Origin of the sequence: uncultured Oscillibacter sp., assembly GCF_910579365.1 — a bacterium.
Taxonomy (GTDB): domain Bacteria; phylum Bacillota; class Clostridia; order Oscillospirales; family Oscillospiraceae; genus Oscillibacter.
This window is the reverse complement of record NZ_CAJTUX010000003.1, coordinates 15,315-38,334: the sequence shown is the minus strand read 5'-3', so window position 1 is coordinate 38,334 and position 23,020 is coordinate 15,315. Positions and strand designations below refer to the sequence as shown.

20 protein-coding genes are annotated in these 23,020 nt (G+C 62.3%); 8 read left to right on the top strand and 12 right to left on the bottom strand.

Features of this window, described 5'->3' with window-relative positions; all coding sequences use genetic code 11:
• Positions 1 to 7: 7 nt before the first annotated feature.
• The 9 genes from QZ329_RS01960 to QZ329_RS01920 form a co-directional block, all read right to left on the bottom strand.
• Complete coding sequence (locus tag QZ329_RS01960) at positions 8 to 847, bottom strand: carbohydrate ABC transporter permease (protein WP_295747787.1); 840 nt, start codon at positions 845 to 847, stop codon at positions 8 to 10.
• Positions 848 to 919: 72 nt separating this feature from the next.
• Positions 920 to 1,894, bottom strand: coding sequence for a LacI family DNA-binding transcriptional regulator (locus QZ329_RS01955; protein ID WP_295747897.1), 975 nt, complete (start codon positions 1,892 to 1,894; stop codon positions 920 to 922).
• 376 nt (positions 1,895 to 2,270) lie between these two features.
• Complete coding sequence (gdhA, locus tag QZ329_RS01950) at positions 2,271 to 3,620, bottom strand: NADP-specific glutamate dehydrogenase (protein ID WP_295747784.1); 1,350 nt, start codon at positions 3,618 to 3,620, stop codon at positions 2,271 to 2,273.
• Between the two features lie 240 nt (positions 3,621 to 3,860).
• Positions 3,861 to 4,637: a cell wall hydrolase gene (locus tag QZ329_RS01945; protein ID WP_295747781.1), complete on the bottom strand. Its 777-nt coding sequence runs from the start codon at positions 4,635 to 4,637 to the stop codon at positions 3,861 to 3,863.
• 139 nt (positions 4,638 to 4,776) lie between these two features.
• On the bottom strand, positions 4,777 to 5,511 hold the full coding sequence (locus QZ329_RS01940; protein ID WP_295747778.1) for a hypothetical protein: 735 nt from the start codon (positions 5,509 to 5,511) through the stop codon (positions 4,777 to 4,779).
• A gap of 3 nt (positions 5,512 to 5,514) precedes the next feature.
• Positions 5,515 to 6,837, bottom strand: a complete 1,323-nt coding sequence (locus QZ329_RS01935) for a MurT ligase domain-containing protein (RefSeq protein WP_295747775.1) — start codon at positions 6,835 to 6,837, stop codon at positions 5,515 to 5,517.
• Positions 6,834 to 7,496, bottom strand: coding sequence for a cyclase family protein (locus QZ329_RS01930; RefSeq protein ID WP_295747772.1), 663 nt, complete (start codon positions 7,494 to 7,496; stop codon positions 6,834 to 6,836). Before QZ329_RS01930 ends, QZ329_RS01935 begins: the two co-directional genes overlap by 4 nt.
• 112 nt (positions 7,497 to 7,608) lie before the next feature.
• Entirely contained in the window at positions 7,609 to 9,480 is a 1,872-nt protein-coding gene (gene mnmG / locus QZ329_RS01925; RefSeq protein WP_295747769.1) for a tRNA uridine-5-carboxymethylaminomethyl(34) synthesis enzyme MnmG, read from the bottom strand.
• Between the two features lie 315 nt (positions 9,481 to 9,795).
• Positions 9,796 to 10,014: a helix-turn-helix transcriptional regulator gene (locus QZ329_RS01920; RefSeq protein WP_295747766.1), complete on the bottom strand. Its 219-nt coding sequence runs from the start codon at positions 10,012 to 10,014 to the stop codon at positions 9,796 to 9,798.
• Between the two features lie 78 nt (positions 10,015 to 10,092).
• Here QZ329_RS01920 and QZ329_RS01915 point away from each other — a divergent pair, with 78 nt between their 5' ends.
• Complete coding sequence (locus QZ329_RS01915) at positions 10,093 to 10,290, top strand: hypothetical protein (RefSeq protein ID WP_295747763.1); 198 nt, start codon at positions 10,093 to 10,095, stop codon at positions 10,288 to 10,290.
• On the opposite strand, the gene QZ329_RS01910 is transcribed toward QZ329_RS01915, so the two are convergent.
• Positions 10,271 to 11,143, bottom strand: a complete 873-nt coding sequence (locus QZ329_RS01910; protein ID WP_295747759.1) for a metallophosphoesterase — start codon at positions 11,141 to 11,143, stop codon at positions 10,271 to 10,273. The two genes, QZ329_RS01915 and QZ329_RS01910, sit on opposite strands and share 20 nt — an antisense overlap.
• Before the next feature lie 728 nt (positions 11,144 to 11,871).
• Between QZ329_RS01910 and QZ329_RS01905 the strand changes: the two genes are divergently transcribed.
• The gene (locus tag QZ329_RS01905; RefSeq protein ID WP_295747756.1) at positions 11,872 to 12,498 is read left to right on the top strand and encodes a hypothetical protein; all 627 of its coding nucleotides are present in this window, start codon (positions 11,872 to 11,874) and stop codon (positions 12,496 to 12,498) included.
• A 400-nt stretch (positions 12,499 to 12,898) separates the two neighbouring features.
• A complete protein-coding gene (locus QZ329_RS01900; RefSeq protein ID WP_295747754.1) occupies positions 12,899 to 15,019 on the top strand; it encodes a sodium-translocating pyrophosphatase in 2,121 nt (706 codons plus the stop codon).
• 96 nt (positions 15,020 to 15,115) lie between these two features.
• On the opposite strand, the gene QZ329_RS01895 is transcribed toward QZ329_RS01900, so the two are convergent.
• Together QZ329_RS01895 and QZ329_RS01890 are read right to left on the bottom strand one after the other, a co-directional pair.
• The gene (locus QZ329_RS01895; protein ID WP_295747750.1) at positions 15,116 to 15,739 is read right to left on the bottom strand and encodes a single-stranded DNA-binding protein; all 624 of its coding nucleotides are present in this window, start codon (positions 15,737 to 15,739) and stop codon (positions 15,116 to 15,118) included.
• A 112-nt stretch (positions 15,740 to 15,851) separates the two neighbouring features.
• Positions 15,852 to 16,973: a DUF362 domain-containing protein gene (locus QZ329_RS01890; RefSeq protein WP_295747747.1), complete on the bottom strand. Its 1,122-nt coding sequence runs from the start codon at positions 16,971 to 16,973 to the stop codon at positions 15,852 to 15,854.
• Positions 16,974 to 17,195: 222 nt separating this feature from the next.
• Here QZ329_RS01890 and QZ329_RS01885 point away from each other — a divergent pair, with 222 nt between their 5' ends.
• The 5 genes from QZ329_RS01885 (at position 17,196) to QZ329_RS01865 (ending at position 22,979) form a co-directional block, all read left to right on the top strand.
• Positions 17,196 to 18,251 carry a D-alanine--D-alanine ligase gene (locus QZ329_RS01885; protein ID WP_295747744.1) on the top strand — a complete coding sequence of 352 codons (1,056 nt, stop codon included), beginning with the start codon at positions 17,196 to 17,198 and terminating at the stop codon, positions 18,249 to 18,251.
• Positions 18,252 to 18,323: 72 nt separating this feature from the next.
• Positions 18,324 to 19,700, top strand: coding sequence for a UDP-N-acetylmuramoyl-tripeptide--D-alanyl-D-alanine ligase (gene murF / locus QZ329_RS01880; RefSeq protein WP_295747741.1), 1,377 nt, complete (start codon positions 18,324 to 18,326; stop codon positions 19,698 to 19,700).
• A 76-nt stretch (positions 19,701 to 19,776) separates the two neighbouring features.
• Entirely contained in the window at positions 19,777 to 21,675 is a 1,899-nt protein-coding gene (gene abc-f, locus QZ329_RS01875; protein ID WP_295747738.1) for a ribosomal protection-like ABC-F family protein, read from the top strand.
• A 20-nt stretch (positions 21,676 to 21,695) separates the two neighbouring features.
• Positions 21,696 to 22,460, top strand: a complete 765-nt coding sequence (locus QZ329_RS01870) for a YdcF family protein (protein ID WP_295747735.1) — start codon at positions 21,696 to 21,698, stop codon at positions 22,458 to 22,460.
• A gap of 21 nt (positions 22,461 to 22,481) precedes the next feature.
• Positions 22,482 to 22,979 (top strand): hypothetical protein, encoded by a 498-nt coding sequence (locus QZ329_RS01865; protein ID WP_295747733.1) that lies wholly within the window; start codon positions 22,482 to 22,484, stop codon positions 22,977 to 22,979.
• Positions 22,980 to 23,020 lie beyond the last annotated feature (41 nt).

Sequence of the window (23,020 nt, the reverse complement as noted above, 5' to 3'; positions counted from 1 at the left end):
GATTTTGTTACTCTTTGACAGCGCCGCTTGAAAGTCCGGAGATCAAGTAGTTCTGCGCAAAGATCACAAACAGGGTGATGGGAATGACAGAGATCACGCCGCCGGCGGCCACCAGACCGAAGTTGGTGAGGTTATCCTCCGTGTTCAGCAGGGACAGCGCCAGGGGCACCGTGTTGTTGGAAGGGGTTCGGGTGAAGATGACGGTGTAGGTATACTCGTTCCACGCGTACATGAAAGAGAGCATGGCCACCGCCGCGATGCCCGGGGCCACCAGGGGCAGGACGATGCGCACAAAGAGCTGCCACTCCGTGGCCCCGTCCACCTTGGCGCTCTCCTCCACCTCCTCGGGCAGGTCCTGGAAGAAGCTGATGAGGAACCAGATGATCAGCGGGACATTGATGAGCACACAGGCCAGAGTAACGGGGAGCTTGGTGTTCAGAATGCCCACCTTGCTGAACATGGTATACAGCGGAATGGTAAAGGCCACCGGAGGCAGGACCCGGACCAGGAGAATCCAATAGGTCATGGGCTGCTTGATGCGGAAGCGGAAGCGGCGGCGGGCGATGGCATAGGCCGCGCAGATGCCCACGGCCAGGGACAGCACCAGGGAGCTCAGAGTAGTCTGAAGACTGTTGACAATGGCCTGACCAAAGCCCCGGCTGACAAACAGGGCCAGGAAATGTTCCATGGTCAGGGAGTGGGGGATGATGGAGATGTGCCCCGTCATCTCGCTGGTGGGCCGGATGGCCATGGCCACCAGCCAATAGATGGGAAACAGGGCGATCAGCAGCAAAAAGGCGCAGACAACCGCTTTGGCCGCGGCCACTGCTTTTTTCTTCGTTTTCATGACGCTCCTCCTTGTGTTTCATGCACCGGCGGTTTCGAGGCAAATGAACGCATCTGTGCGGCGGGGATTTTCTCAGCTGGACCCCCGCACCCGGAGCTCGGCGGGGACCGTGGTGACCTGGGGGCACTCCTCTCCGTTCAAAAGAGCGTGGAGGCGGTCCACCCCCAGCTCGCCGATGCGGCGGCAGTTGATGTGGACGGAGGTCAGCTCCGGTTCCACCATGCCGCAGATGGTGGAATCGTCAAAGCCCACTACGGCCACGTCTTCCGGCACCTTCAGTCCCAGACGGCGGGTGGCCTTCAGTGCGCCGGCGGCGATCACGTCGTTGGCGCCAAAGACGGCGGTGGGCCGGTCCGCCTGGCCCAGAAGGTCCAGGGCGGCCTGGGTGGCGCTTTCAATGGTGGGGTCGCACATGGCGATGTTCCGGGCGCCGGTATCCGCGCCATGCTCCCGCATGACATGGAGAAAGGCGTTGTACCGCTCCCCTACAATGTAGGGGGAGAAGCGGCCGGCAATCATGGCGATCCTCCGGTGCCCCCGATGGAGAAGGTGCTCCACCGCCAGACGGACGCCGCCGTACTCGTCGGACACCACGGAGGGAAGGTCGAAGCCGGGCATTCGGTTGTTTACCAGCACCACGGCGATGTGCTTGCTCTGGAATTCGGAGACCATCTCCGCCTGGGCGCTGCCCCCCAGGATGACCCCCTCCACTTGCTTGTTCTGAGCGGTGCCCGCCGCCTGGGCCCAATCCGCCGCCGTGGAGATCACCAGCTGCCGGTCCGACTGAATGGCGCGGCGCATGATGCTCTCGCAAATGCGGGCGTAAAACTCATCCAAAATAGTGGCGTCCTTCTTGCAGATCAGGAAGGCGATTTTGTCCGTCCGCTGCCGGGCCATGGCCCGGGCGATGGCGTTGGGGGAGTAGTGGAGAATTTCCGCCGCCTCGAAGACCTTTTGCCGTGTGGCGTCCCGGACCCGGGAGGGATCGGAAAAGGTGCGGGACACCGTGGCGATGGAGACACCGGAGAGACGGGAGACGTCATAGATGGTGGCGTTTATGGCGGGACCTCCTCTCGCACAAGGATGTAAACACTTACATTTGCGGCGGAATAATAAAGAAAACCAGCGGTTTTCGGTTTGGTTTCAGCTCTTTGTAGAATCAAGACTACCATATTGACGGGGAAAACGCAAGAGAAGAATGTCGTTTTTGGTTGATTCAACATTTTTTTCTTACTCATCTATGCAAGTTGCAACAAAATGAAAACGCTTACCAAGAAAATTCCCCATCAAACTACATTTTTCGCGGAAAAAGGAAAGAAAAATGTGAAAGCGCTTACCTCCTGCGGAGAGCGTATGCCGGAGAGACATTGAAAAATAGAGCAGGGAACCCGTCGGGCTCCCTGCTCCCCTTGAAGGTCGGTTTTTAAATCAATCCCTGGGACAGCATCACGTCGGCCACCTTCATAAAGCCGGCGATGTTGGCGCCCAGCACCAGGTCGCCGGGCTTGCCGCACTCCTCGGAGGCGGCGTAGATATTGTGGAAGATGTTGGTCATGATGGTCTTGAGGCGGCGGTCCACCTCCTCGAAGCTCCAGGCGTAGCGCATGGAGTTCTGGCTCATCTCCAGGCCGCTGGTGGCGACGCCTCCGGCGTTGGCGGCCTTGGCGGGGGCAAAGAGGATTCCGGCATTCTGGAATTCCTGAATGGCCTCCGGACGGCAGGGCATGTTAGCCCCCTCGGCCACGGCGATGGTTCCGTTCTTTGCGATGATCTTGGCGATGTCCCCGTCGATCTCGTTCTGCGTGGCGCAGGGCAGGGCGATGTCGCAGGGGACGCTCCAGATGCCCCGGAAGCCCTCGGTATAGGTACTGCCGGGAACCCGGTCCGCGTATTCCTTGATCCGGCCCCGGTGGCCCAGCTTGATGTCCTTCACCACGTCCAAGTCGATGCCCTTGGGGTCATGAATATAGCCGTTGGAGTCGCTGAGGGCCACGACCTTCGCCCCCAGCTCCGTGGCCTTCTGAGTGGCGAAGATGGCCACATTGCCGCTGCCGGAGATGACCACGGTCTTGCCCTGGAAGCTGTCGTTCTTCATTTTGGAGAGCATCTCTTGGGTCAGATAGCACAGGCCATAGCCCGTGGCCTCCGTGCGGACCAGAGAGCCGCCGAAGCTGAGGCCCTTGCCCGTGAGAACGCCGGCGGCGTAGGTCCCCCGGACCCGGCGGTACTGGCCGAAGAGGTAGCCGATCTCCCGGGCGCCCACGCCGATGTCCCCGGCGGGCACGTCCACGAACTGGCCGATGTGCCGCTGAAGCTCCGTCATAAAGCTCTGGCAGAAGCGCATAACCTCCTCGTCGCTCTTGCCCTTGGGGTCAAAGTCGCTGCCGCCCTTGGCGCCGCCCATGGGCAGGGTGGTGAGGCTGTTTTTCAAAATCTGCTCGAAGCCCAGGAACTTCAAAATGGAGAGGTTCACCGTGGGATGGAAGCGGAGGCCGCCTTTGTAGGGACCGATGGAGGAGCTGAACTGCACCCGGTAGCCCCGGTTCACATGAATCTTCCCGTGGTCGTCCACCCAGGGCACCCGGAAGCTGATGACCCGCTCCGGCTCCACAAAGGTCTCCACAATGCCCTTCTCCTCATACTCGGGGTGCCGGTCGATGATCTGGTCCAGGCTCTCCAGAAACTCCAGCACCGCCTGGTGAAATTCCTTCTGGTCCGGGTCTCTGGTGACCACCTGGGTGTAGACGCGCTGTAAATACTCGCTTTTCAACATAAAATCGCCCCTTTGTCCGGCTCTGTGCCGCCTCTCCTCAGTTTGCCCCAAACGGAAACGGATATGCCATTTTTTGGGAGTTTTGGCGAATGAAGCAGCCGGAGATTTTCCTGCCTATAGAATATAGGAAAACGAGGAGGTTGCACAAGAAATAAATTCCCTAAAATGCGGAGGAAATTTTCGCTGATTTAAAGCGAATATCACAAAACGCCCCCGGCGAAAGCCCGCCGGGGGCGTCTCTCAGAGATAAAAGCGGTGGCAGCCAATGGTCTGCCAATAAATCCGGCTGGAGTCGATCCAGGTTCCCTGGGACAGGGCGGGGGCAAAGAAATAGAGCGCGTCCCCCGCGGTATTCTCCCCGGACAGGGCCCGCCGGGCGGCCTCGCAGGACTGCTCCGTGGGCTGATTCGCCACGGCTCCGTTGGACACCGGCTCAAACTGAACGCCGTTTTCGTCGTCAAAGATAACCTCCGGGACGCTGTTGGGAAAGTCCCCGCTGGCCACCCGGTTCAAAACCACGTTGCCCACGGCGATCTGGCCTTCCAGCGCCTCACCGCCGCTTTCGGCGTGGATGATGCGGGCGAGCCAATAGTAATCCATGGCGTCGTGCTCCGCGCCGGGGGAGGTCACCGCCGCGCCGTCCAGCCAGGGGTCCCAGGCGGCGCTTCCGCCCAGGGCCTCCGCCGTGAGGCGCAGGGGCACATAGGTCCGGCCCTCCACCACGTCCACCACGCAGGGATAGCGCGTGCCGTTGATGGTCAGAACATTGCGGCCAGGATCCGCCGACAGGGAGGCGTCCTCCGAGACGGCCCGGGCGGCGCTGCCGTCCCACCAGACTGTCCAGTCCCCCATTGTCTCCAGCAGCTCCCGGAGGGGAGCGTAGGTGGTGCCTTCCTCCACGTAGGCGGAGGATTTCAGAAGTTCACCGTCCACCTGGACGGCGGCGGGCCGGGCGGCCTGGACGGGGAAGCACAGGGCCGCGGCGGCGAGAAGTCCGCATAAGAGCTTGCGTTTCATAATGTTTCCTTTCTTGTGTGGAGTTCAAAGATAAGGATACCGGAAACGCAGGCGGGGAGCAACCCTCAAAACCTGGAGGGAGAGGAAGAATTTGGAAACAGGGCGGGGAGCCGTCGTTTCCGGCTCCCCGCTGATCGGTTTATTTGGAGTGCGCCCGCAGGCGGAGCTGTTCCTCCGTGACGGTATAGGCCTTCTCCGCCCAGCGGTCCAGGGGGCGGTCCACCGGCAGGGGTTTGCCCCGCCGGGCGTAGATGGCGGCGGCCACAGTCTCCAGCAGCTTGGGGTTTTTCACCAGCAGCGGGCCGGTGAGCTGGGAGGCGAAGACGTTCTTCCAGTGGAAGCCCTCCGGTCCCCGTTCCTTCTCGTTGCCAAACCCCAGGTCCAGCGCCGTCAGAAGGGGCGTCTCCACCCCGGCGGCGGCGCCGCACTTGTTCATAAAGCCCACCACCGCCTCGGGATAGAGGTCCGTATGACCGTAGACGTCCCCCACGATACGGCGCTTGTCGTGCTTCGTGGTGAAGGAGGCCAGGCCCAGACCCTCGTAAGAGCTGCCGTCCGCCTCCTGGACGGTTTTGCCGATGAGGTCCATGGCCGTCCCGGCGAAGAGCATGGCGGCGTTGTCCTGGGCGGCGGCCTTCAGCTGCCCGGCGTAACGGGCGAAGTCCTCCATGGCGGCCCGGGCGGCCCGTTCGGTGCCCGCGCCCATGTAGAAGAAGTCTCCCTTGGAAATGTCCGTTCCGCCGCCGGGGAGGACCGGCTCCACAGTGACATCGCAGTCCAGGTGTTCCAAATAGCGTTTCAGAGCCAGCACGTTGGCCCGGCTGCCGTAAAGGTTCATCAGGTCCGGGTAGAAGTGGATGATCCGTACGTCCATGCCTCACGCCTCCTTTTCCACGCGGCTGAGAATCTTGTCCCGGTCGGAGAAGCAGGTGACCACGAACAGCTCCTCGTCCCCGTTGTTTTTCAGCTCGGAAGCCGCTGCGGCGATGTCCGGCTGGACAGACCAGTTTTCAAGCTCCGTATAGGAGAAGCGCTCCGCCAGGTCGTTGCAGTACCGGCCCGCCAGCACCACCCGTTTCACGTGGGGGGCGCGGAGCTGGTCGAAATCAATGTCCCAGAGCCAGCTGGTCTCGCTGGTGAAATACTTCCGGCTCACCGCGTCCACAATGACCAGCACCGCGCAGTCCTGTTCCGATGCGGCGATGTAGCGGAGGTTGGTATCGTAGGCAATGGAGTTTTCGTGCTTGCTGGTCAGCAGGGTCCCGTGGTGGGCCCCCAGGCGGAAGGTCTGCATCCGGCCGTTTTTCAGCAGGTAGTTGCTCAGGACGGAGGCGGCGGTCTCCTGGCTTACGCCGCACTCCCGGCAGGCCGCGTAGGCCGCCAGAATGTTGTAGATGTTATAGATGCTGCGGAAGGCCAGGGCGATGCGGACGCTGCCGTCGACAGTGACAGAGGCGTCCTCCAGGTCCACCGCTGTAACCGCATAGTCCGCAGCGGGTTTCCGGTGGCCGCACTTCGTGCAACGGTAAGCGCCGATGTGGTTGTAGTGGACGTAGTCATACTCCATAGGGGCGTGGCACAGGGGACAGTAGGTCCCGTCGTGATAAACCCCGGCAGGGGCGTCCGTGGAGACGGAGCAGCGGTCCAGGCCGAACCATTTGACATGGTCATGCCCCTGGGCGAAGCAGGAGGACAGGGGATCGTCAGCGTTCAAGATCAGCTCCGCCGACGGATGGAGGGCGGGGAGGATGGAATCATAGACCCATTCCGGGTGTCCGTTCCGGGTGAGCTGGTCCCGGTAGAGGTTGGTGATGACAAATTCCGTGGGGTGGAAGAACCGGAAGGTATGGGCGGCGTAGCGCTCGTCGGACTCGATAAGGAGCACGTCGGCCTTCACCGTTCCGCCCAGAGTGGCGTGGGTCAGCACCAGGGTGGCGACGCCCTCGATCTGGTTGGAACCCTCCTCGTTGTAGACCACGGTCTTCCCGTCCGCCCGCAGAACGGCGGCGATCATCTCCACGGTGGAGGTCTTGCCGTTGGAGCCGGTGACGGCGACGATGTGCGCAGGCAGCTTCACCCGCCGGAGGATGTCCGGGCAGATTTTCAGGGCGAATTTCCCCGGCATGGAGCTGCCCTTGCCCACCAGTTTGCCCACAAAGTGGCCCAGCTTGCAGACCGCGATAGCCAGAAATGTTCTCACCGTTTTCTTCTCTCCTCCTCAAAGTTCTCCCGCAGCTCCGCGAAGGCGCGGATGGGCGCGCCGTCGGCGTCCTGAATCTTCATGGGCAGGGCGAAGAACAAAAAGTCCTTCCGCCCTCGAACCTTTTTCAGGCACAGGCTCTCCAGAATCACGGCGCCGCTCTTCATCAAGGTGGTGTGCACCGTCCGGGGGCCGGTGAGCCGGTCGATGCTGGCGGCGTCGGTCCCCACGCCCTTCAGACCCCGGGAAACCAGATAGCGGGCCGCGGCCTCGTCGGGGACGGGGAAGGTGTCCTCCAGATAGTCCCCCGTGGCCCAGCGGTTTTCCCAGCCGGTGTAGAACAGGATGTAGTCCGCGCAGTAAATGGCCTCGTAGTTGGACTGGAGAAAGGCCTCCGTGATGACGGGACCCTCTCCGGACACGTCCAGCACCGTGGCCCGGCCGGAGAACTGGGACATGGGCATCTGGTCCAGACTCCGCCCGTCCCGCAGGAGGTGGGAGGGCGCGTCCATATGGGTGCCGGTGTGGGAGCAGAGGCTGAGGCTGGTGGTCCGGAACCCGTCCTTGGTCAGGGTGGCGGACTTGGTGAAGGCGGGGGCGGGGTCTCCGGGACAGATGGGAATCTCCGGGGTGATGGTATGGGTCATGTCAATCAGCATGGGAAGCGCTTCCTTTCTTGTTAGTGTGGACAGATTTTAAAAATGCCAAACAGGCTTTTTGATTTGAACCGGAGGGCGCGCCGAAGGATGTCCCGCAGAAAAGAACCGGCGGCTACCGGTGGGTTTCCAGATAGATCATCAGCGCGGCCACATCCGCCGGGGACACCCCGGAGATGCGGGAGGCCTGCCCCAGATCCAGGGGCCGGACGGCCGCCAGCTTTTCCCGGGCCTCCAGCCGGAGGCCCTGAAGCCCGGCGTAGTCCAAATCGGCCGGCAGGCGGTGGGAGGCCATTTTCTGAAAATCCTCCACCTGCTTTTCCTGGCGGCGGATATAGCCCTCGTACTTCACGGAGATTTCCACCTGCTCCCGCACATCCGGCGGGAGGTCCGGCCGCCCCGGGTCGAAGGGGGCCAGCTCGTCATAGTGAATCCGGGGCCTTCGCAGCAGCGCGTCCAGAGGACAGCCCCCGGTTGCGTCCGCCGTGTCCTTGGAGCGGAGGAAGTCCGCCAGCGCCGGCGAGGGAGAGGCTCCCGTGTGGCGGAGGCGCTTGATTTCCCGTTCCACCGCGGCGTATTTCTCCTCCACGGCCTGAAGGCGCTCCCGGGGCACCAGGCCGATGTCATACCCCCGTCTGGTCAGCCGCAGGTCCGCGTTGTCCTGGCGCAGAAGGAGACGGTACTCGCTTCGGGAGGTCATGATGCGGTAGGGCTCGTTGGTGCCCTTGGTCACCAGATCGTCAATCAGGGTTCCGATGTAGCTCTCCGCCCGGGAGAGAATAAACGGGTCCTGCCCCCGGAGCTTCCGGGCGGCGTTGACCCCCGCCATAAAGCCCTGAACCGCCGCCTCCTCATAGCCGGAGGAGCCGTTAAACTGCCCCGCGCCATACAGGCCGGGGACGGCCTTGACCTCCAGCGTGGGGCTGAGCGCCAGGGGGTCCACGCAGTCGTACTCAATGGCGTAGGCGGGCCGGGTCATGACGGCCCGGCGAAGGCCGGGGACGCTGTGGAGCATTTGAATCTGCACCTCCTCCGGCATGGAGGAGGAGAAGCCCTGAATGTAAAGCTCCTCGGTACCCAGCCCCATGGGCTCCACGAAGAGCTGGTGACGGAGCTTGTCCGGGAAGCGGACGATCTTCGTCTCAAAGGAGGGGCAGTAGCGGGGACCCACGCCCTCGATGAGGCCGGAGTACATGGGGGCCCGGTCCAGGTTTTCCTGGACGATGCGTTTGGTTTCCTCCGTGGTCCAGGTGAGATGGCAGACGGCCCGGTTCTCCGGCGGGGTCCTGGTGGAGTAGGAGAAGGGGATGGGGAGTTCGTCGCCGGTCTGAACCTCCATCTCGCCGAAGTCCACCGTCGCCGCGTGTACCCTGGGCGGCGTGCCGGTCTTGAAGCGGCGGAGGGGAAGCCCCAGGCGGCGCAGGGACTCCGTCAGCCGGGAGGCGGCGTGCATGCCGTCGGGGCCGGAGTCCTCCACCCACTCGCCCACGATGGTCCGGCCCGATAAGTAGGTGCCCGTGGCCAGGATGACGGCCCGGGCCGCAAACACCGCCCCGGTGGCCAGGACCACGGCGGAGACCGCGCCGTTATCCGTGCGGACCTCCACCACCTCCCCCTGGCGGACGGTGAGGTGTTCCTGCCGCTCCAGCGTGTACTTCATGCGGCCCTGGTATTTTTTCCGGTCCGCCTGGGCCCGGAGGGACCAGACGGCGGGGCCCTTGCCCTTGTTCAAAAGGCGGTACTGAATGCAGCACTCGTCGGCGGCCCTGGCCATTTCGCCCCCCAGGGCGTCCAGCTCCCGGACCAGGTGTCCCTTGCCGGTACCGCCGATGGCGGGGTTGCAGGGCATGTTGCCCACGGCGTCCAGGTTGATGGTGAAGACGGCGGTCTCCATTCCCAGGCGGGCGGCGGCCAGAGCCGCCTCTATGCCGGCGTGGCCGGCGCCGATGACGGCGATGTCATATGTTCCGGCGGGGAATTCTTGCATAGGTGCTCCTTTATTCCCCCTAAAGGGGGAGGCTTGGTCTCGCCCTGACGGGCGGGGGGATTTCAGCCATGAAGATGGCTGGTCCTTTACACCCCCTGTGTTCTCTTTTTCTTCCAGAAGAAAAAGAGAACACGGGCCGTGCACGGTCCAAAAGAGAAAAAGAAGTATGGGCCCTTCGGGCCTGTTTTTTTGCCCCTCTGCCGGCAGAACATCTTTGCAATGCTGACACTCCGGTAGGAGCTTGCATCATCTTGGTGGGGCCTGACCCCCTGGTCAGGCCATTCCTCCAGGTTTCCACCCACCTGCCAATAGAACTTACCCTCGGTGGGCATGCCGGTTTTCGGTCCGGCCCATGAGCCAATCTACGGAGACATCATAATAGTCGGCAATGCGCAGGAGCTTTTCGTACCGCGGCAGCGTACCCAGCTCCATGTCCTGGTAGCCCCGCATGGAAATGCCGATTTCCGCCGCAACGGCGGGCTGGGACATGTGCAGCTCTTTCCGAAGCATGCGGATTTTTTCAAAAAAGTCCATATTTCCCCCTTGGCAGAATGCAAGTAGTCGTGCTATCATAGAACTATACAATAATATGAGTGATCGGAGGGCTGAAAAATGACCGACATCCCCCAAATTGTAGAAGACCCCTACTATGAAACCGTCATGATTCCGGACCAAAAGGATTGGCCGGACTATCTGGGAAAGGACCCTCTGGTGGTTCACAGCCTCTATGCCTTCTGTTACGGCCTCCGGGCGGGCTTCCAGCTCTCCGGGGCACTGCGGGAAAAGGAGTTCATCCCCTCTGCAGAGTGACCACGGCCACCTCCGGCCGGTTGAACAGCCGAAAGGAGGGACCGGAGTTTCCAAGTCCCCGGGTGACGAACAGCGTGGAGCCGTTTTCTCTGTACAGCCCCGCCGTGTAGGAGGGGAAGAAGGTCCGGTCCGTGGACACCAGCCCGTCCGTGAAGGGCAGGCGGATCACCCCGCCGTGGCCGTGGCCCGAGATCACCAGGTCCGCCCCCAGCAGGCTGTACTGCTCCGGAAAGTAGTTGTTCCGGTGGGCCAGCAGCATCCAGAAGGTGTCCTTATAGGGGTAGGCGGCGCGGACCTCCTCCGCCAGAGCCTCCGGGGACTTCTGGTCCGCGTAGCCGTTGGGGTCGTCGATGCCCGCCAGGACGATGGCGTCCCCGTTTCGCTCCAGAGTCACAAATTGATTGGACAGCACCGTCACCCCCTGGTTCTCCAGGGTTTTTTTCAGTTCCGGCACGCCGCCGGCGGCCCACTCGTGGTTTCCGGTGACGTAGTAGGTGGGTGCGATGGACGAAAGACCCGCGGCGGTTTCCTCCGCATAGCCCTCGGGTATTTCCCGGAAGGCGTCCAGAAGGTCTCCCACCAGGAAAATATATTCCGGCTCCTGGGCCCGAACGGTCTCCAGGAGCGTTTGGTTGCCCTCTCCAAAGCGGGTGGAGTGCAGGTCCCCCAGAACCACCAGGCGGCAGCCGTCGAAGCCCTGGGGCAGGTCCTGAAAGAAGGGGGCGAAGGAGGCGGTTTGCAGAGCCGTGTTGTCCCAGTGGACGAAGAGGGCCGCCAAAATCCCCAGGGCCAGCAAAAACAGCAGCCGCCGTCCCCGCTTCCGCCGCCGGCCCGGTTTGGAACGCCTTTTCATAAACACCTCCGCGCCGGAGTACGGCGATGATACCTTATTTATAAAGTAGTATAGCATAACCAGTCTTTCTCTGACGAGAGGAAAAATACACAAAGAAAGAGAAAAGGATACAGAAAACTTCGTGCGCCATGCCGCGAAAAGGCCGATCTTAGGGCGGGGTGACGAATCTTGTCGGATGAGTTTTAGAAATTTTATGAAAAACAGAAAATTCCTCTTGCATTCTGGAACGCGGTGTGATATTCTATTAACAGAAATTCCAAGAAAGGAGACTACTGCTATGAGAATGTATGCGACTGCTTTGCCTGATGATTTGGACGACATGATCTTTCTGGATGAGCCTTGGACTCACAGCGAACGCTGAAAAACCGGAAGCCACGCCGTCGGCGTGGATTTTTCTTTTTCGCGTATCGGGCGAACGCCCGTTGACGATATGATCCCGGACTCGCCGCCGGATGGCGGCCGCCATATATTGCCTCACTGAACAGGAAAGAAAGACCGCGAAAACAGGACCCCCTCGGGGGTTCTTTTTCTTGGAAAAGGGGAGCCCGGCGGAGTGGCTTGAGGGGGCCCTGTCAAAAAAGCCGGTGAAAAATCGTGGATTTTATGGAAAAAAGTCGTGGCATTCCGGCAAAATTTATGGTATGCTGAAAGAGAAAAGAGGCCCCCGGAACGGACGGCTTTCGCTCTGGGCGCCGGTATGTGTGGATGCTAAGAGAGGGGGCGTCGTTATGCGGGAAAAGATGGCTGTGCTGCTGCTGGCACTGCTGCTGGCGGGCTGCGCCTCACCCTCCAAGACGGCGGAGGTTTCCGCTCCGGATTCCGCCGCCCCGTCGCCGCCGGTGGAGAAGATGAGCTCCTCCATGGTGGAGTCCGCGCCCCGCCCGCTGCTGGAGACGGAGATTGTGTCCGCCTATGAGCGGGCCCAGAGAATCTATGGCTGGTTTGACCTTGCGGCCCTGCCCACGTCGGAGGAGAGCGCCCTGGTGGACGGACGGCTCTACTACCGGGTAGAGGCGGACGGCATCGAGGACCTGGAGGACCTGCGGGCTTATTTGAAAAGCGTGTTCTCCCGGGAGCTGACGGAGCGGCTGCTGGAGGGGGAGGGCGTTCGCATTCAGTACCGGGATGTGGACGGCGTTCTCTATACCTCCGGAGGCCGCCGGAACCGGGACGCCGGAAAGGGCGCGGCGCAGATTGAGACGGAGCAGCTGGATGAGACCACCTATTGCGTCAATGTGATGGTGGATTTGCTGGACGAGGACGGCGCGGCCGTAGTGGGCCTGGGGAGCTGGTCCTTCCCCCTCGCCCTGGAGGAGGAGCGCTGGGTGTTTACGGATTTCCAGCTGGTGTATTAAAAAGATAATGGGATTCCCCCTGGACAAAAGTGTCCGGGGGGATTTTTTCGCAAACAGGTGCGTAGTTAAAAGAGGCGGGAGTGGCATGTGAACGCAAAAAATTACGCAAAAAATAATTTATTTGCGTAACCTTTTGCGAGCGCCTCCAATTCTTTTTACAGTAGCTGCCAAGATTGTTATAAAAATGTCAATTTTTGGAGCCGCAGCTGGGCAGTTTTACGAAAATTTTCCTGGATATTAAAGCGATATAACCAGATTTAGAGATAGATTTTTGTTAGAATATAAGAAATACAACGTTTGCGTAATAAAAATTAGAATATTCTATTGCAAAAATGTTCGGGCATGTTACAATAAGGCTACACAGTTCAACTGTGTGAGACCAGAAGAAGGAGAGAAAACTATGGAAAACTTGTTTTGGATCGGTTTCATAGGCGCCTTGGTCGCCGGACTTTTTGCCGTAATACAGGCAAAAAAAGTGCTTACTTACTCAGAAGGCAATGAAAAAATGCGAAAAATCGCGGCAAATATCCGCTCTGGCGCAAACGCTTACCTTAGACAGCAGTATACGACGGTGTTTAAGGTTTTCGTTGTCGTTTTCGTCATTCTCCTCATCCTCGCTTTTGCCACCAACGGCAAAATGCTCTCCAAGTTCACACCCTTTGCGTTTGTGACCGGCGGAATCTTCTCCATGCTGGCGGGCTTCATCGGCATGAAGATTGCCACCAACTCCAACGCCCGCACCGCCCAGGCCGCCTCCGAGAGCCTGAACAAGGGCCTGCGGGTGGCGTTCTCCTCCGGTTCTGTCATGGGCTTCACCGTGGTGGGGCTGGGTATGCTGGACATCACCATGTGGTTCTTCCTTCTGCGCTACGCCTTCGGCGTGAACGACCCCGTGGCCCTGGGCAACATCATGGTCATGAACGGCATGGGCGCCAGCTTCATGGCCCTCTTCGCCCGGGTGGGCGGCGGCATCTACACCAAGGCCGCCGACGTGGGCGCGGACCTGGTGGGCAAGGTGGAGGCCGGCATCCCCGAGGACGACCCCCGGAACCCCGCCACCATCGCCGACAACGTGGGCGACAACGTGGGCGACGTGGCCGGCATGGGCGCGGACTTGTACGAGTCCTATGTGGGCTCCATTCTGGCCACCTTCGCCCTGGGCGCTGTGGGCGGCTACGGCTGGAACGGCATGCTGCTGCCCGTGGCCCTGGCGGTCTGCGGCATCCTCTGCTCGATCATCGGTTCCTTCCTGGTGAAGACCAAGGAGAACGCGACCCAGGAGTCCCTGCTCAAGAGCCTGCGCACCGGCACCTACACCGCCGCCATCCTGGCCGCGGCTCTGGCGGCTCCCCTGACCTACTGGATTCTGGGAAGCTGGGGCGTCTATATCGCTATTCTCTGCGGCCTGATCGGCGGCTGCGCCATTGGCTACTTCACAGAGTACTACACCTCCGATACCTATAAGCCCACCCAGGAGCTGGCGGCTGCCTCCGAGACCGGCTCCGCCACCATCATTATCGGCGGCATCTCCCTGGGTCTCAAGTCCACCTTTGTCTCCATCGTCATCGTGGCCGCAGCCGTGCTGGTGAGCTACTTCTCCGCCGGAGGCTCCGTTCAGATCGTGGACGGCGCGGGCCACTTCACCGCCGCCTTCAACCAGGGGCTCTACGGCATCGGCATTGCCGGCGTAGGCATGCTCTCCACCCTGGGTATCACCCTGGCGACGGACGCTTACGGCCCCGTGGCCGACAACGCCGGCGGCATCGCCGAGATGAGCGGTCTGCCTGAGAAGGTCCGCCAGCGGACGGACGCCCTGGACTCCCTGGGCAACACCACCGCCGCCACCGGCAAGGGCTTCGCCATCGGTTCCGCCTCCCTCACCGCCCTGGCCCTGCTGGTCAGCTATGTCAACATCGTTCAGGAGAATACCGACGAGATTCTGAACTTCACCCTCACCAGCCCCACGGTTCTGGTCGGCCTTTTCATCGGAGCGATGCTGACCTTTGTCTTCACCGCCGCGACCATGAACGCCGTACAGAAGGCGGCGCAGTCCATCGTGGTGGAGGTTCGCCGCCAGTTTAAGGAAATTCCCGGCATCATGCAGTACAAGGCCGAGCCGGACTATGCCTCCTGCGTGGGCCTTTGCACCAAGGGTGCTCTCCGCGAGATGGTCTCTCCCGCCGTGCTGGCCATCGTGGTGCCCATCGTCACCGGATTGATTCTTGGACCCACCGGCGTGGTGGGACTGCTGGGCGGCGTGTCCGTCTCCGGCTTTGCCATGGCGGTGTTCATGTCCAACGCCGGCGGCGCCTGGGACAACGCCAAGAAGTACATCGAAACCGGCCACCACGGCGGCAAGGGCTCTGACCAGCACAAGGCGGCTGTAGTGGGCGATACCGTGGGCGATCCCTTCAAGGACACCTCCGGCCCCTCCCTGAACATCCTGATCAAGCTCTGCTCCACCGTGTCCATCGTGTTCTCCGGCCTGATTCTGGCCGTCAACCTGATGAGCTTCTTGTAAGCTCCCATATTGCGTTCACAGCTTCTTTTCTTCTTTTCCTTTCTAACCGGCGAGGCCCTCCGCAAAAAGCGGAGGGCCTCGCCGGTTTTGCGGGCTTTATGGGGATAGAGCCGCCTGCTCCAGTTCGTTCGGGTCCGGCAGGCGCATCATGGAGACTTCATAGGCCACCCGTTCCTCGGTTTCGCCGGATTCCGTCACCTTGTGGTATGTACGGCTTTGGACCCGGCCCTCCAGGGCCAGGGCATCCCCGACCCGGAGACGGCTGGCTTTCACCGCCAGCTGGCCCCAGGCGATAACCGGAAGATAGTCTGCCCGGCCATAGCGCCGGGGGACGGCAAGCATCAGGTCGCAAATGCTGCGTCCCAGGGGTGTCCGGCGGAATACCGGCGGCTTGCACAGCGCGCCGGAGAGGATGATCTGGTTGCAGGGCTCGTCCAGTCCCGTCTGGAGTTCCTGGGCGTACACCGTCAGCACCAGACGGCTGCCCACGCCGCTGCGGTTGTTGAAGGAGCGGAGCTGTCCCCGCACCCGGAGCAGCCGGCCTTCCGCCGCCTGGGCGGCCAGGGCTCCGGGCAGCAGCACCGGCAGCACGTCCACTTGGCCGCTGAGCCGGGGCACCTGGAGATATACGCGGTAAAATTGTGTGCCGTGGTTCTCGTGGGACCACTCCGGCTCTCCCAGGGCCAAGCCCTCCAGCAGCACTTCGTTTTTCGTCGTCATGTTGTCCACCTCTTCGGTCGTGATACCGAATTGTATGAGGGGGACCGGGGGGATAGAACCGGAAAAGGAGGCGCGGCAGTATGCCGCGCCTCCTGCAGGGGGAATCCGCTGTTCAGATTTTGATCAGTTGGTACTTCCGGCTTCCAAGTCCCAGCTTCTCCGCGTGCTCCAGGCAGGACTGCCAGTGGGTGTCCGGATGGGCTGCCTGGAAGACGTCGCCGCAGGTGCAGTCGAAGCCCTCGTCAAACAGCACGGAGCCCGGCATGGCGGGCTGGGAGACCACCGCGTCCGCGCAGGCCTGGTCCAGGGCCACGGGGTCGAAGGAGGCGAACATGCCCACGTCGGCGGCGATGGGCACGTCGTTTTCCCCGTGGCAGTCGCAGTTGGGGGAGATGTCCAGCACCAGGGAGACATGGAAGCAGGGCCGTCCGTCCACCACGGCCTTGGTGTACTCGGCGATTTTCCGGTTCAGGATGGTGGGGGCCTCGTCATAAAGGCAGTCGATGGCGTCCTTGGGGCAGACGGCCAGGCACCGGCCGCAGCCCACGCATTTGTCCGTACCGATGCTGGCCTTGCCGTCGGGGCCAAACTGGGGCGCGCCGTGGGCGCAGATTTTGGCGCAGGCCTTACAGCCAACACACTTTTTCTCCTTCACAAAGGGCTTGCCGGAGTTGTGCTGCTCCATCTTGCCCGCCCGGGAGCCGCAGCCCATGCCGATATTCTTCAGCGCGCCGCCCATGCCCGCCTGCTCGTGGCCCTTGAAGTGGGTGAGGCTAACGAAGACGTCGGCGTCCATGACGGCCCGGCCGATCTTGGCCTCCTGGACGTATTCGCCGCCCTCCACGGGGACGGAGACCTCGTCCGTGCCCTTCAAACCGTCGGCAATGATGACGTGGCAGCCGGTGGAGAAGGGGTTGAAGCCGTTGACATAGGCGGACTCCAGGTGGTCCAGGGCGTTCTTCCGCCCGCCCACGTACAGGGTGTTGCAGTCTGTCAGGAAGGGCTTGCCTCCCTGAGACTTCACCAGGTCCGCCACCGCCTTGGCCCAGTTGGGCCGGAGGTAGGCCAGGTTTCCCGGCTCGCCGAAGTGCATCTTAATGGCGACAAACTTATCCTCCATGTCGATGTCGCCGAAGCCGGCGGTCATCATCAGGCGGGCCAGCTTCTGGGGCAGATTCTCCCGCCAGCTGGGGCAGCGGAAGTCCGCAAAATAGACCTTGGACGTTTCAGACATGGTGTGATTTCTCCTTTTCCTCCCGGATTGGATCGGGACAATTGTTTGCTGAACAGTGTATCACATGGAGTGGGGTCCATGTCAAGCCCTTTCCTGGATTTGAGGCGGGAATGAAAAAAAAGCGTTTTGGCGGTTGTATTCACTTCCGGCTTGTGCTAAACTATAACGGATTATAATAAGATGGAAACATTCCCGCCGCATCCATTGTTTGGAGGATATTATATGAAGATCGTAGTTTTGGCCGGGGGCCTTTCTCCGGAGCGGGCGGTGTCCCTGGTGACGGGGACCGGCATCTGCCGCGCCCTGCGGGAGAGAGGGCACCGGGCCATCCTGGTGGATTTGTTCCTGGGAGTGGAGGAGGTCCCGGAGAATCCGGAGACCCTGTTTGACGCGGCGGACGGCCTGTGCCCCGACGCGCGGATTGAGACCGTGGCCCCGGACCTGGAGGCTGTCCGGCGGAGCCGGCGGGACCAGAGTCCCCGGGTGTTCGGGCCCAATGTGCTGGAGCTGTGCCAGCTGGCGGACATCGTGTTTTTGGGCCTCCATGGCCGGGACGGGGAGGACGGAAGGGTCCAGGCCGCCCTGGAGCTGCTGGGCGTGCCCTACACCGGGTCCGGGTATCTGGCCTCCGGCGTGGCTATGGATAAGGCGGTGGCCAAGCGGATTATGGACGCCGGAGGCATTCCCACGCCGAAGTGGGGCGCGCTGGAGTACGCCCCGGAGGAGGCGGAGCGCCTGGCCCGGGAGCTGTCCATGCCCTGTGTGATCAAATGCACCACCGGCGGGTCCTCTCTGGGGGTCTTTCTGCCGGAGGACCGGGAGGAGCTGCGGGAGGCCCTGATTCAAGTCCGGCAGTACGGCGGCAGGGTGATCTGGGAGGAGCGGATTTCCGGCCGGGAGCTGACGGTGGCGGTCCTGGGGGACCGGGCCCTCCCCGCTGTGGAGACCGTTCCCGCCGGGAAGGACTTTGATTACACCGCCAAGTATCAAAAGGGCGGCGCGGCGGAGACCTGCCCCGCGGACCTGACGGAGGCGGAGGCCGCCGCCGCCGGGGAACTTGCCCTCCGGGTTCACAAGGCCCTGGGGCTGGAGGTTTATTCCCGGACGGATATGATTCTGGACAAAGAGGGAACGCTCTGGTGCCTGGAGGCCAACACCCTGCCTGGGATGACCCCCACCAGCTTTGTGCCCCAGGAGGCCGCCGCCGTGGGCATGAGCTATGGAGAGCTGTGCGAGGAGATCGTCCGGCTGTCCCGCGGCCTGAAGCGGAGGGACTGAGCGCCGGATACATACCGCACAATCTATACAAATAATGATGAAGGCCCCCAGGGGCGCGAGGAGGACGATGGAATGGAGCCCATGACGGTTGGTCAGATCACTTCCGCCGTGGACGGCGTATGGCTGAATCCCAGTAAACAGGCCCCTGCTGTTACCGCAGTCTGCACGGACAGCCGCAGGCTGGAGCCCGGCTGTCTGTTTCTGCCCTGGGTGGGAGAGCGGTTCGACGGGCATGATTTTATAGACGCGGCCCTGGATGCCGGGGCTGCGGGGTGTCTTTGCGCCCGCCTGCCGGAGACCCTGCGAAGAGACAAATTTTACATCCAGGTGGCAGACACCCGGATTGCCCTCCGGGCCCTGGCCTCCGCCTACCGGGATCAGTTCCGCATTCCGGTCATTCAAATCACCGGCAGCGTGGGGAAGACCACGACCAAGGAGATGATCGCCGCCGTCCTGGGGGCGAAGTGGAAGGTCTGGAAGACGCCGGAGAACTACAACAACGACGTGGGAACGCCGCTGACTCTGCTGGGACTGACCCATGAGCATGAGGCGGCGGTGATTGAGACCGGCATGAACCACTTCGGCGAGATCGAGTACCTCACCGCCATGGTGAAGCCGGATATCGCCGTCATCTCCAACATCGGCGACGCGCACATCGAGCACCTGGGCAGCCGGGAGGGCATTTTAAAGGCCAAGTGTGAGATTTTCCAGCACCTGAAGAAGGACGGCCTGGTCATTCTCAACGGCGACGACGCGCTGCTGGACACCGTGGCGGTTCCCTTCCGGACCGTTCGCTGCGGCAAGTCCCAGCACTGCCAGGCCCAGATTACCGAGATTGCCGATTATGGCGTGGAGGGCGTCTGCTGTACCGTTGTTACGGAGAAGAGCCGCTACAGGCTGAATATCCCCGCCCCTGGGGAGCATATGGCCTATGCCGCCGCCATCGCGGCGGCGGCGGGGGAGGCTCTGGGGCTGAGCCGGGAGGAAATCGCCCGGGGAGCGGGGGCCTATGTCCCTGCGGGAAGCCGGATGCGGGTCCTTCGTCTGCCGGAGCGGCGGATGCTGCTGGACGACTGCTACAACGCGAACCCCCAGTCTGTGGCGGCGGCGCTGGAGATTCTGGCCCGGACGGAGTGCGGGAAACGGGTCGCTGTCCTGGGGGACATGGGAGAGCTGGGGAACCTGGAGAGCCGGGCGCACTACAACATGGGGGCCCTGGCGGCCATGCTGGGCATCGACATGGTGTTTGCCATCGGCAGCGGGGACCGGGCTGGGCGGATTGCCGACGGCGTGGCCCAGAGCGGCGGCTCCGTCCAGTATTGCCCCACGAAGGAGGAGGCCCTGGCGGAGCTCCGGCGCCAGCTGGAACCGGACACGGTAATGCTGGTGAAGGCCTCCCACGCCATGAGATTCGGCTGGCTGGTGGACCAATTGACGGCGGAGCATTGACAGCGAATCATGGGAGCAGGGAGGGCGCCGCAGGCGCTTTGCCCTCCGCTCCCTTACACGTTAAGGATTACAGGTTATGATAGAGATTCAAGTAAACTCCCTGGTCAAGTCTTTCGAGGTGGGCCGCAGCGTTTTGGACGGCCTGACTTTCCAGATTGACCAGGGGGAGCGGGTGGGTCTGCTGGGCCGCAACGGCGCGGGCAAGACCACCCTGTTTCGCATACTGACCCAGGAGCTGGAGGCCGATGAGGGACAGGTTACCATCGGCCAGGGGCGGCGGCTGGGGCTGATTTCCCAGATTCCCGTCTACCCGGCGGGCTACACGGTGGAGGACGTTCTCCGTTCCGCCTTCCAGCGCCTGGAGGGGCTGGCGGGGGAGATGGAGACCCTGGCCGGCCGCATGGCGGCGGGGGAGAGCGATCCCGCCCTGCTGCGGCGCTACGGGGCCCTCAGCGAACGATTTGAGGTGTTTGGCGGCTATGACACGGACGTAGCGGTCAACAAGATTGCGAACGGCCTCTCCATCTCCCAGGAGCAGAGGGGGCAGCTGTTTGACAGCCTCTCCGGCGGAGAGAAGACCCGGGTGAACCTGGGGCGGCTCATCCTGGAGGATACGGACATTTTACTGCTGGACGAGCCCACGAACCACCTGGACCTCCACGCCACCGAGTGGCTGGAGGAGTATATCCGGGGCTTTCGGGGCACCGTCGTGGCCATCTCCCACGACCGCTATTTCCTGGACCGGGTGGTGACCCGGGTCATTGAGATCGAGAACGGGAAGGCGGAGTTTTACAGTGGGAACTACAGCTTTTACGCTGTGGAGAAGGAGCGCCGCTATCAGGAGCGGCTGAAACAGTATCAGAAGGAGCAGGCGAAGATTCAGCAGCTGGAGAAGGCGGCGGAGCAGCTGCGCGTCTGGGCCTTTATGGGCATGGACAAAACCTACCGCCGGGCGGTCAACATCGAGCGGCGGATTGAGCGCATGCGCACCACCGCCAAGCCCGCCAAAGCCCGAAAGATGGACGCCCGCTTCTCCACCGCCGAGTTCCATGGCGACGAGGTGCTGGGTATCCGGAACCTGGCCAAGTCCTATGGGGACAAACACCTCTTCGACGGCATCACTCTGAAGGTGGAGGGGGGCGAGCGGATCGCCCTCATCGGCGACAACGGCACGGGAAAGTCCACCCTCATCAAGATGATTATGGGAGAGCTGTACCCCGACGAGGGGCGGATCAAGCTGGGGCCCCAGACGAAGCCCGCCTATCTGCCCCAGATCATCCGCTTTGAGCACCCGGACTGGAATCTGGTGGAGAATATGATGGCGGCGAAGCGGGGCCTCTCGGCTCAGAGCGCCCGGAACCGCCTGGCGGCTTATGACTTCCGGGGGGAGGATGTGTTCAAGCCCGTCTCCGTTCTCTCCGGCGGAGAGCAGAGCCGCCTGCGCCTGTGCATGCTGATGGACGGAGAGGTCAACTTCCTCATCCTGGACGAGCCGACGAACCATTTGGACATCGCCTCCCGGGAGTGGATTGAGGAGGCGGTGGAGGGATATGACGGGACGCTGCTCTTCGTCAGTCACGACCGTTATTTCATCAACCGCTTTGCCACCCGAATCTGGGAGCTGGCGGACGAAACCATTACGGACTATCCCATGGGCTTTGCTCAGTACCGCCAGATGAAGGCCCAGGAGGAGGCGGCGAAACTGGAGCCGCCGCAGCCCCGGAAGGAGAAAGCAGAGCGCCCCGTCCGGGGAAACCGGGCCCAGCAGAACGCCAAGCGGCAGCTGACCATCTGCGAGCGGGACATTGCCCGGGCGGAGGAGCGGATCGCGGCTCTGTCTGCGGACATGGAAGCCGCCGCCTGCGACTATGAAAAGCTGACGGAGCTGACGGCGCAGCAGGAGGCCGCGCAGGGAGAGCTGGACGCCCTCTATGAAAAGTGGGAGCAGCTGACCCAGGAGGCCGGGGAGGCATGAAGCGCTCAGGGGACAAACGTATGTCAAAGAAAAACGGGATTCAATGGGCGGCCAACGGCGTTCTGGCGCTGCTGGGCCTGGGAGTGGCGGTGATTCCAAACGGGATGCGCTTCACCGGCTGGCTGCTGCTGGGAGCGGCGGCGGCCTGGACAGCGGGGCGGCTGCTCTGCCGCTGGGCGGAGCGGTCGCGGGCCGGGAGGGTCTGCAAGCGGCTCTTCTTCACGGGGCTGGCGCTGGGACTGGCGTGCCTGATTGCCATCGAGTTCGCCCTTCTCCGCCGGGGAGAGGCGGACAATTCCGCCCTGCCGGTGGACGCGGTCATCGTCCTGGGGGCCGGGGTCAACGGCGAGGAGCCGTCGGCCGCCCTGTGGAGCCGCATCCGGGCGGCGGAGGCCTATCTGGAAACCCATTCGGGGGTGCCGGTGGTTCTCTCCGGCGGCCAGGGCCCCGGGGAGGAGATTTCTGAGGCGGAGGCCATGCGCCGCTGCCTCCAGGGGCCGGACGGGGAGGAAGAAACCCGCTTCCTTCTGGAGGACCGCTCCACCAACACCGCCCAGAACTTCGCCTTTTCCAAGGAGCTGCTGGAGGAGTACGGCCTGGACACGGAGACGGCGGTGGTGGCCGTGGTGACCAACGATTTTCACTGTTTCCGCGCCCATATGATCGCCCAGAAGCAGGGACTGCACATCATCGACGTCCCGGCGGAGCTGCCCTGGTGGTGGCTTACCGCCAACTACTATTTGAGAGAGGCCTTTGCCGTGGTGAAGACGGCATTGTTCGACTGATACGAAGGAGATGAACGCCAAGTGGCATGGAACAATGTGCTGTGTGTGTACTACTCCCGGACGGGAAACACCCGGAAGGCCATGGAGGAGATTGCCAAATCCCTGGGAGCGGAGCTTGCGGAGCTGGAGGACAGCGTGGACCGCAGCGGCTGGGGCGGATGGCTGCGGTGCGGCGTGGACGCGATGCGCCGCACGCTGCCGCCGGTGAAGTGCGCGTCCCGCTTTCCGCTGACGGATTACCGGCTGGTGATTGTGGGCTCGCCGGTGTGGGCGGGCCGGTGCTGCTCCGTGGTGCGGAGCTTTTTGAAGCAGAATGGGAAGGATATCCGGAACGCGTCCTACGTGCTGACCCGGGGCTGTGAAGACAAGAATGAGGAGATTTTCGAGCAGATGGACCGCTATACCCCCTGCGGGCACCGGACGGCGGTGTCTCTGCGGGCCGGGTCCGTAGGCTATGCCTTCTGGCAGGAGGAGTTTCTGCGGCAGACCCAGGAATTTTTGCGGACGGCGGGAAGATGACGCGTTTCTTCCAAACCGGCTGGATTTTTGTCTAGGAGTGG

Bases quoted from the DNA above. Each gene is read 5' to 3' on its own strand.
- QZ329_RS01905 (WP_295747756.1), top strand. From the start codon at position 11,872: ATGCGGGAAAAGATGGCTGTGCTGCTGCTGGCACTGCTGCTGGCGGGC.
- QZ329_RS01895 (WP_295747750.1), bottom strand. From the start codon at position 15,739: ATGACGACGAAAAACGAAGTGCTGCTGGAGGGCTTGGCCCTGGGAGAG.
- QZ329_RS01890 (WP_295747747.1), bottom strand. From the start codon at position 16,973: ATGTCTGAAACGTCCAAGGTCTATTTTGCGGACTTCCGCTGCCCCAGC.
- QZ329_RS01945 (WP_295747781.1), bottom strand. From the start codon at position 4,637: ATGAAACGCAAGCTCTTATGCGGACTTCTCGCCGCCGCGGCCCTGTGC.
- abc-f (WP_295747738.1), top strand. From the start codon at position 19,777: ATGATAGAGATTCAAGTAAACTCCCTGGTCAAGTCTTTCGAGGTGGGC.
- QZ329_RS01915 (WP_295747763.1), top strand. From the start codon at position 10,093: ATGACCGACATCCCCCAAATTGTAGAAGACCCCTACTATGAAACCGTC.
- QZ329_RS01870 (WP_295747735.1), top strand. From the start codon at position 21,696: ATGTCAAAGAAAAACGGGATTCAATGGGCGGCCAACGGCGTTCTGGCG.
- QZ329_RS01960 (WP_295747787.1), bottom strand. From the start codon at position 847: ATGAAAACGAAGAAAAAAGCAGTGGCCGCGGCCAAAGCGGTTGTCTGC.
- QZ329_RS01900 (WP_295747754.1), top strand. From the start codon at position 12,899: ATGGAAAACTTGTTTTGGATCGGTTTCATAGGCGCCTTGGTCGCCGGA.
- gdhA (WP_295747784.1), bottom strand. From the start codon at position 3,620: ATGTTGAAAAGCGAGTATTTACAGCGCGTCTACACCCAGGTGGTCACC.
- QZ329_RS01940 (WP_295747778.1), bottom strand. From the start codon at position 5,511: ATGGACGTACGGATCATCCACTTCTACCCGGACCTGATGAACCTTTAC.
- QZ329_RS01920 (WP_295747766.1), bottom strand. From the start codon at position 10,014: ATGGACTTTTTTGAAAAAATCCGCATGCTTCGGAAAGAGCTGCACATG.
- murF (WP_295747741.1), top strand. From the start codon at position 18,324: ATGGAGCCCATGACGGTTGGTCAGATCACTTCCGCCGTGGACGGCGTA.
- QZ329_RS01885 (WP_295747744.1), top strand. From the start codon at position 17,196: ATGAAGATCGTAGTTTTGGCCGGGGGCCTTTCTCCGGAGCGGGCGGTG.
- QZ329_RS01910 (WP_295747759.1), bottom strand. From the start codon at position 11,143: ATGAAAAGGCGTTCCAAACCGGGCCGGCGGCGGAAGCGGGGACGGCGG.
- mnmG (WP_295747769.1), bottom strand. From the start codon at position 9,480: ATGCAAGAATTCCCCGCCGGAACATATGACATCGCCGTCATCGGCGCC.
- QZ329_RS01930 (WP_295747772.1), bottom strand. From the start codon at position 7,496: ATGCTGATTGACATGACCCATACCATCACCCCGGAGATTCCCATCTGT.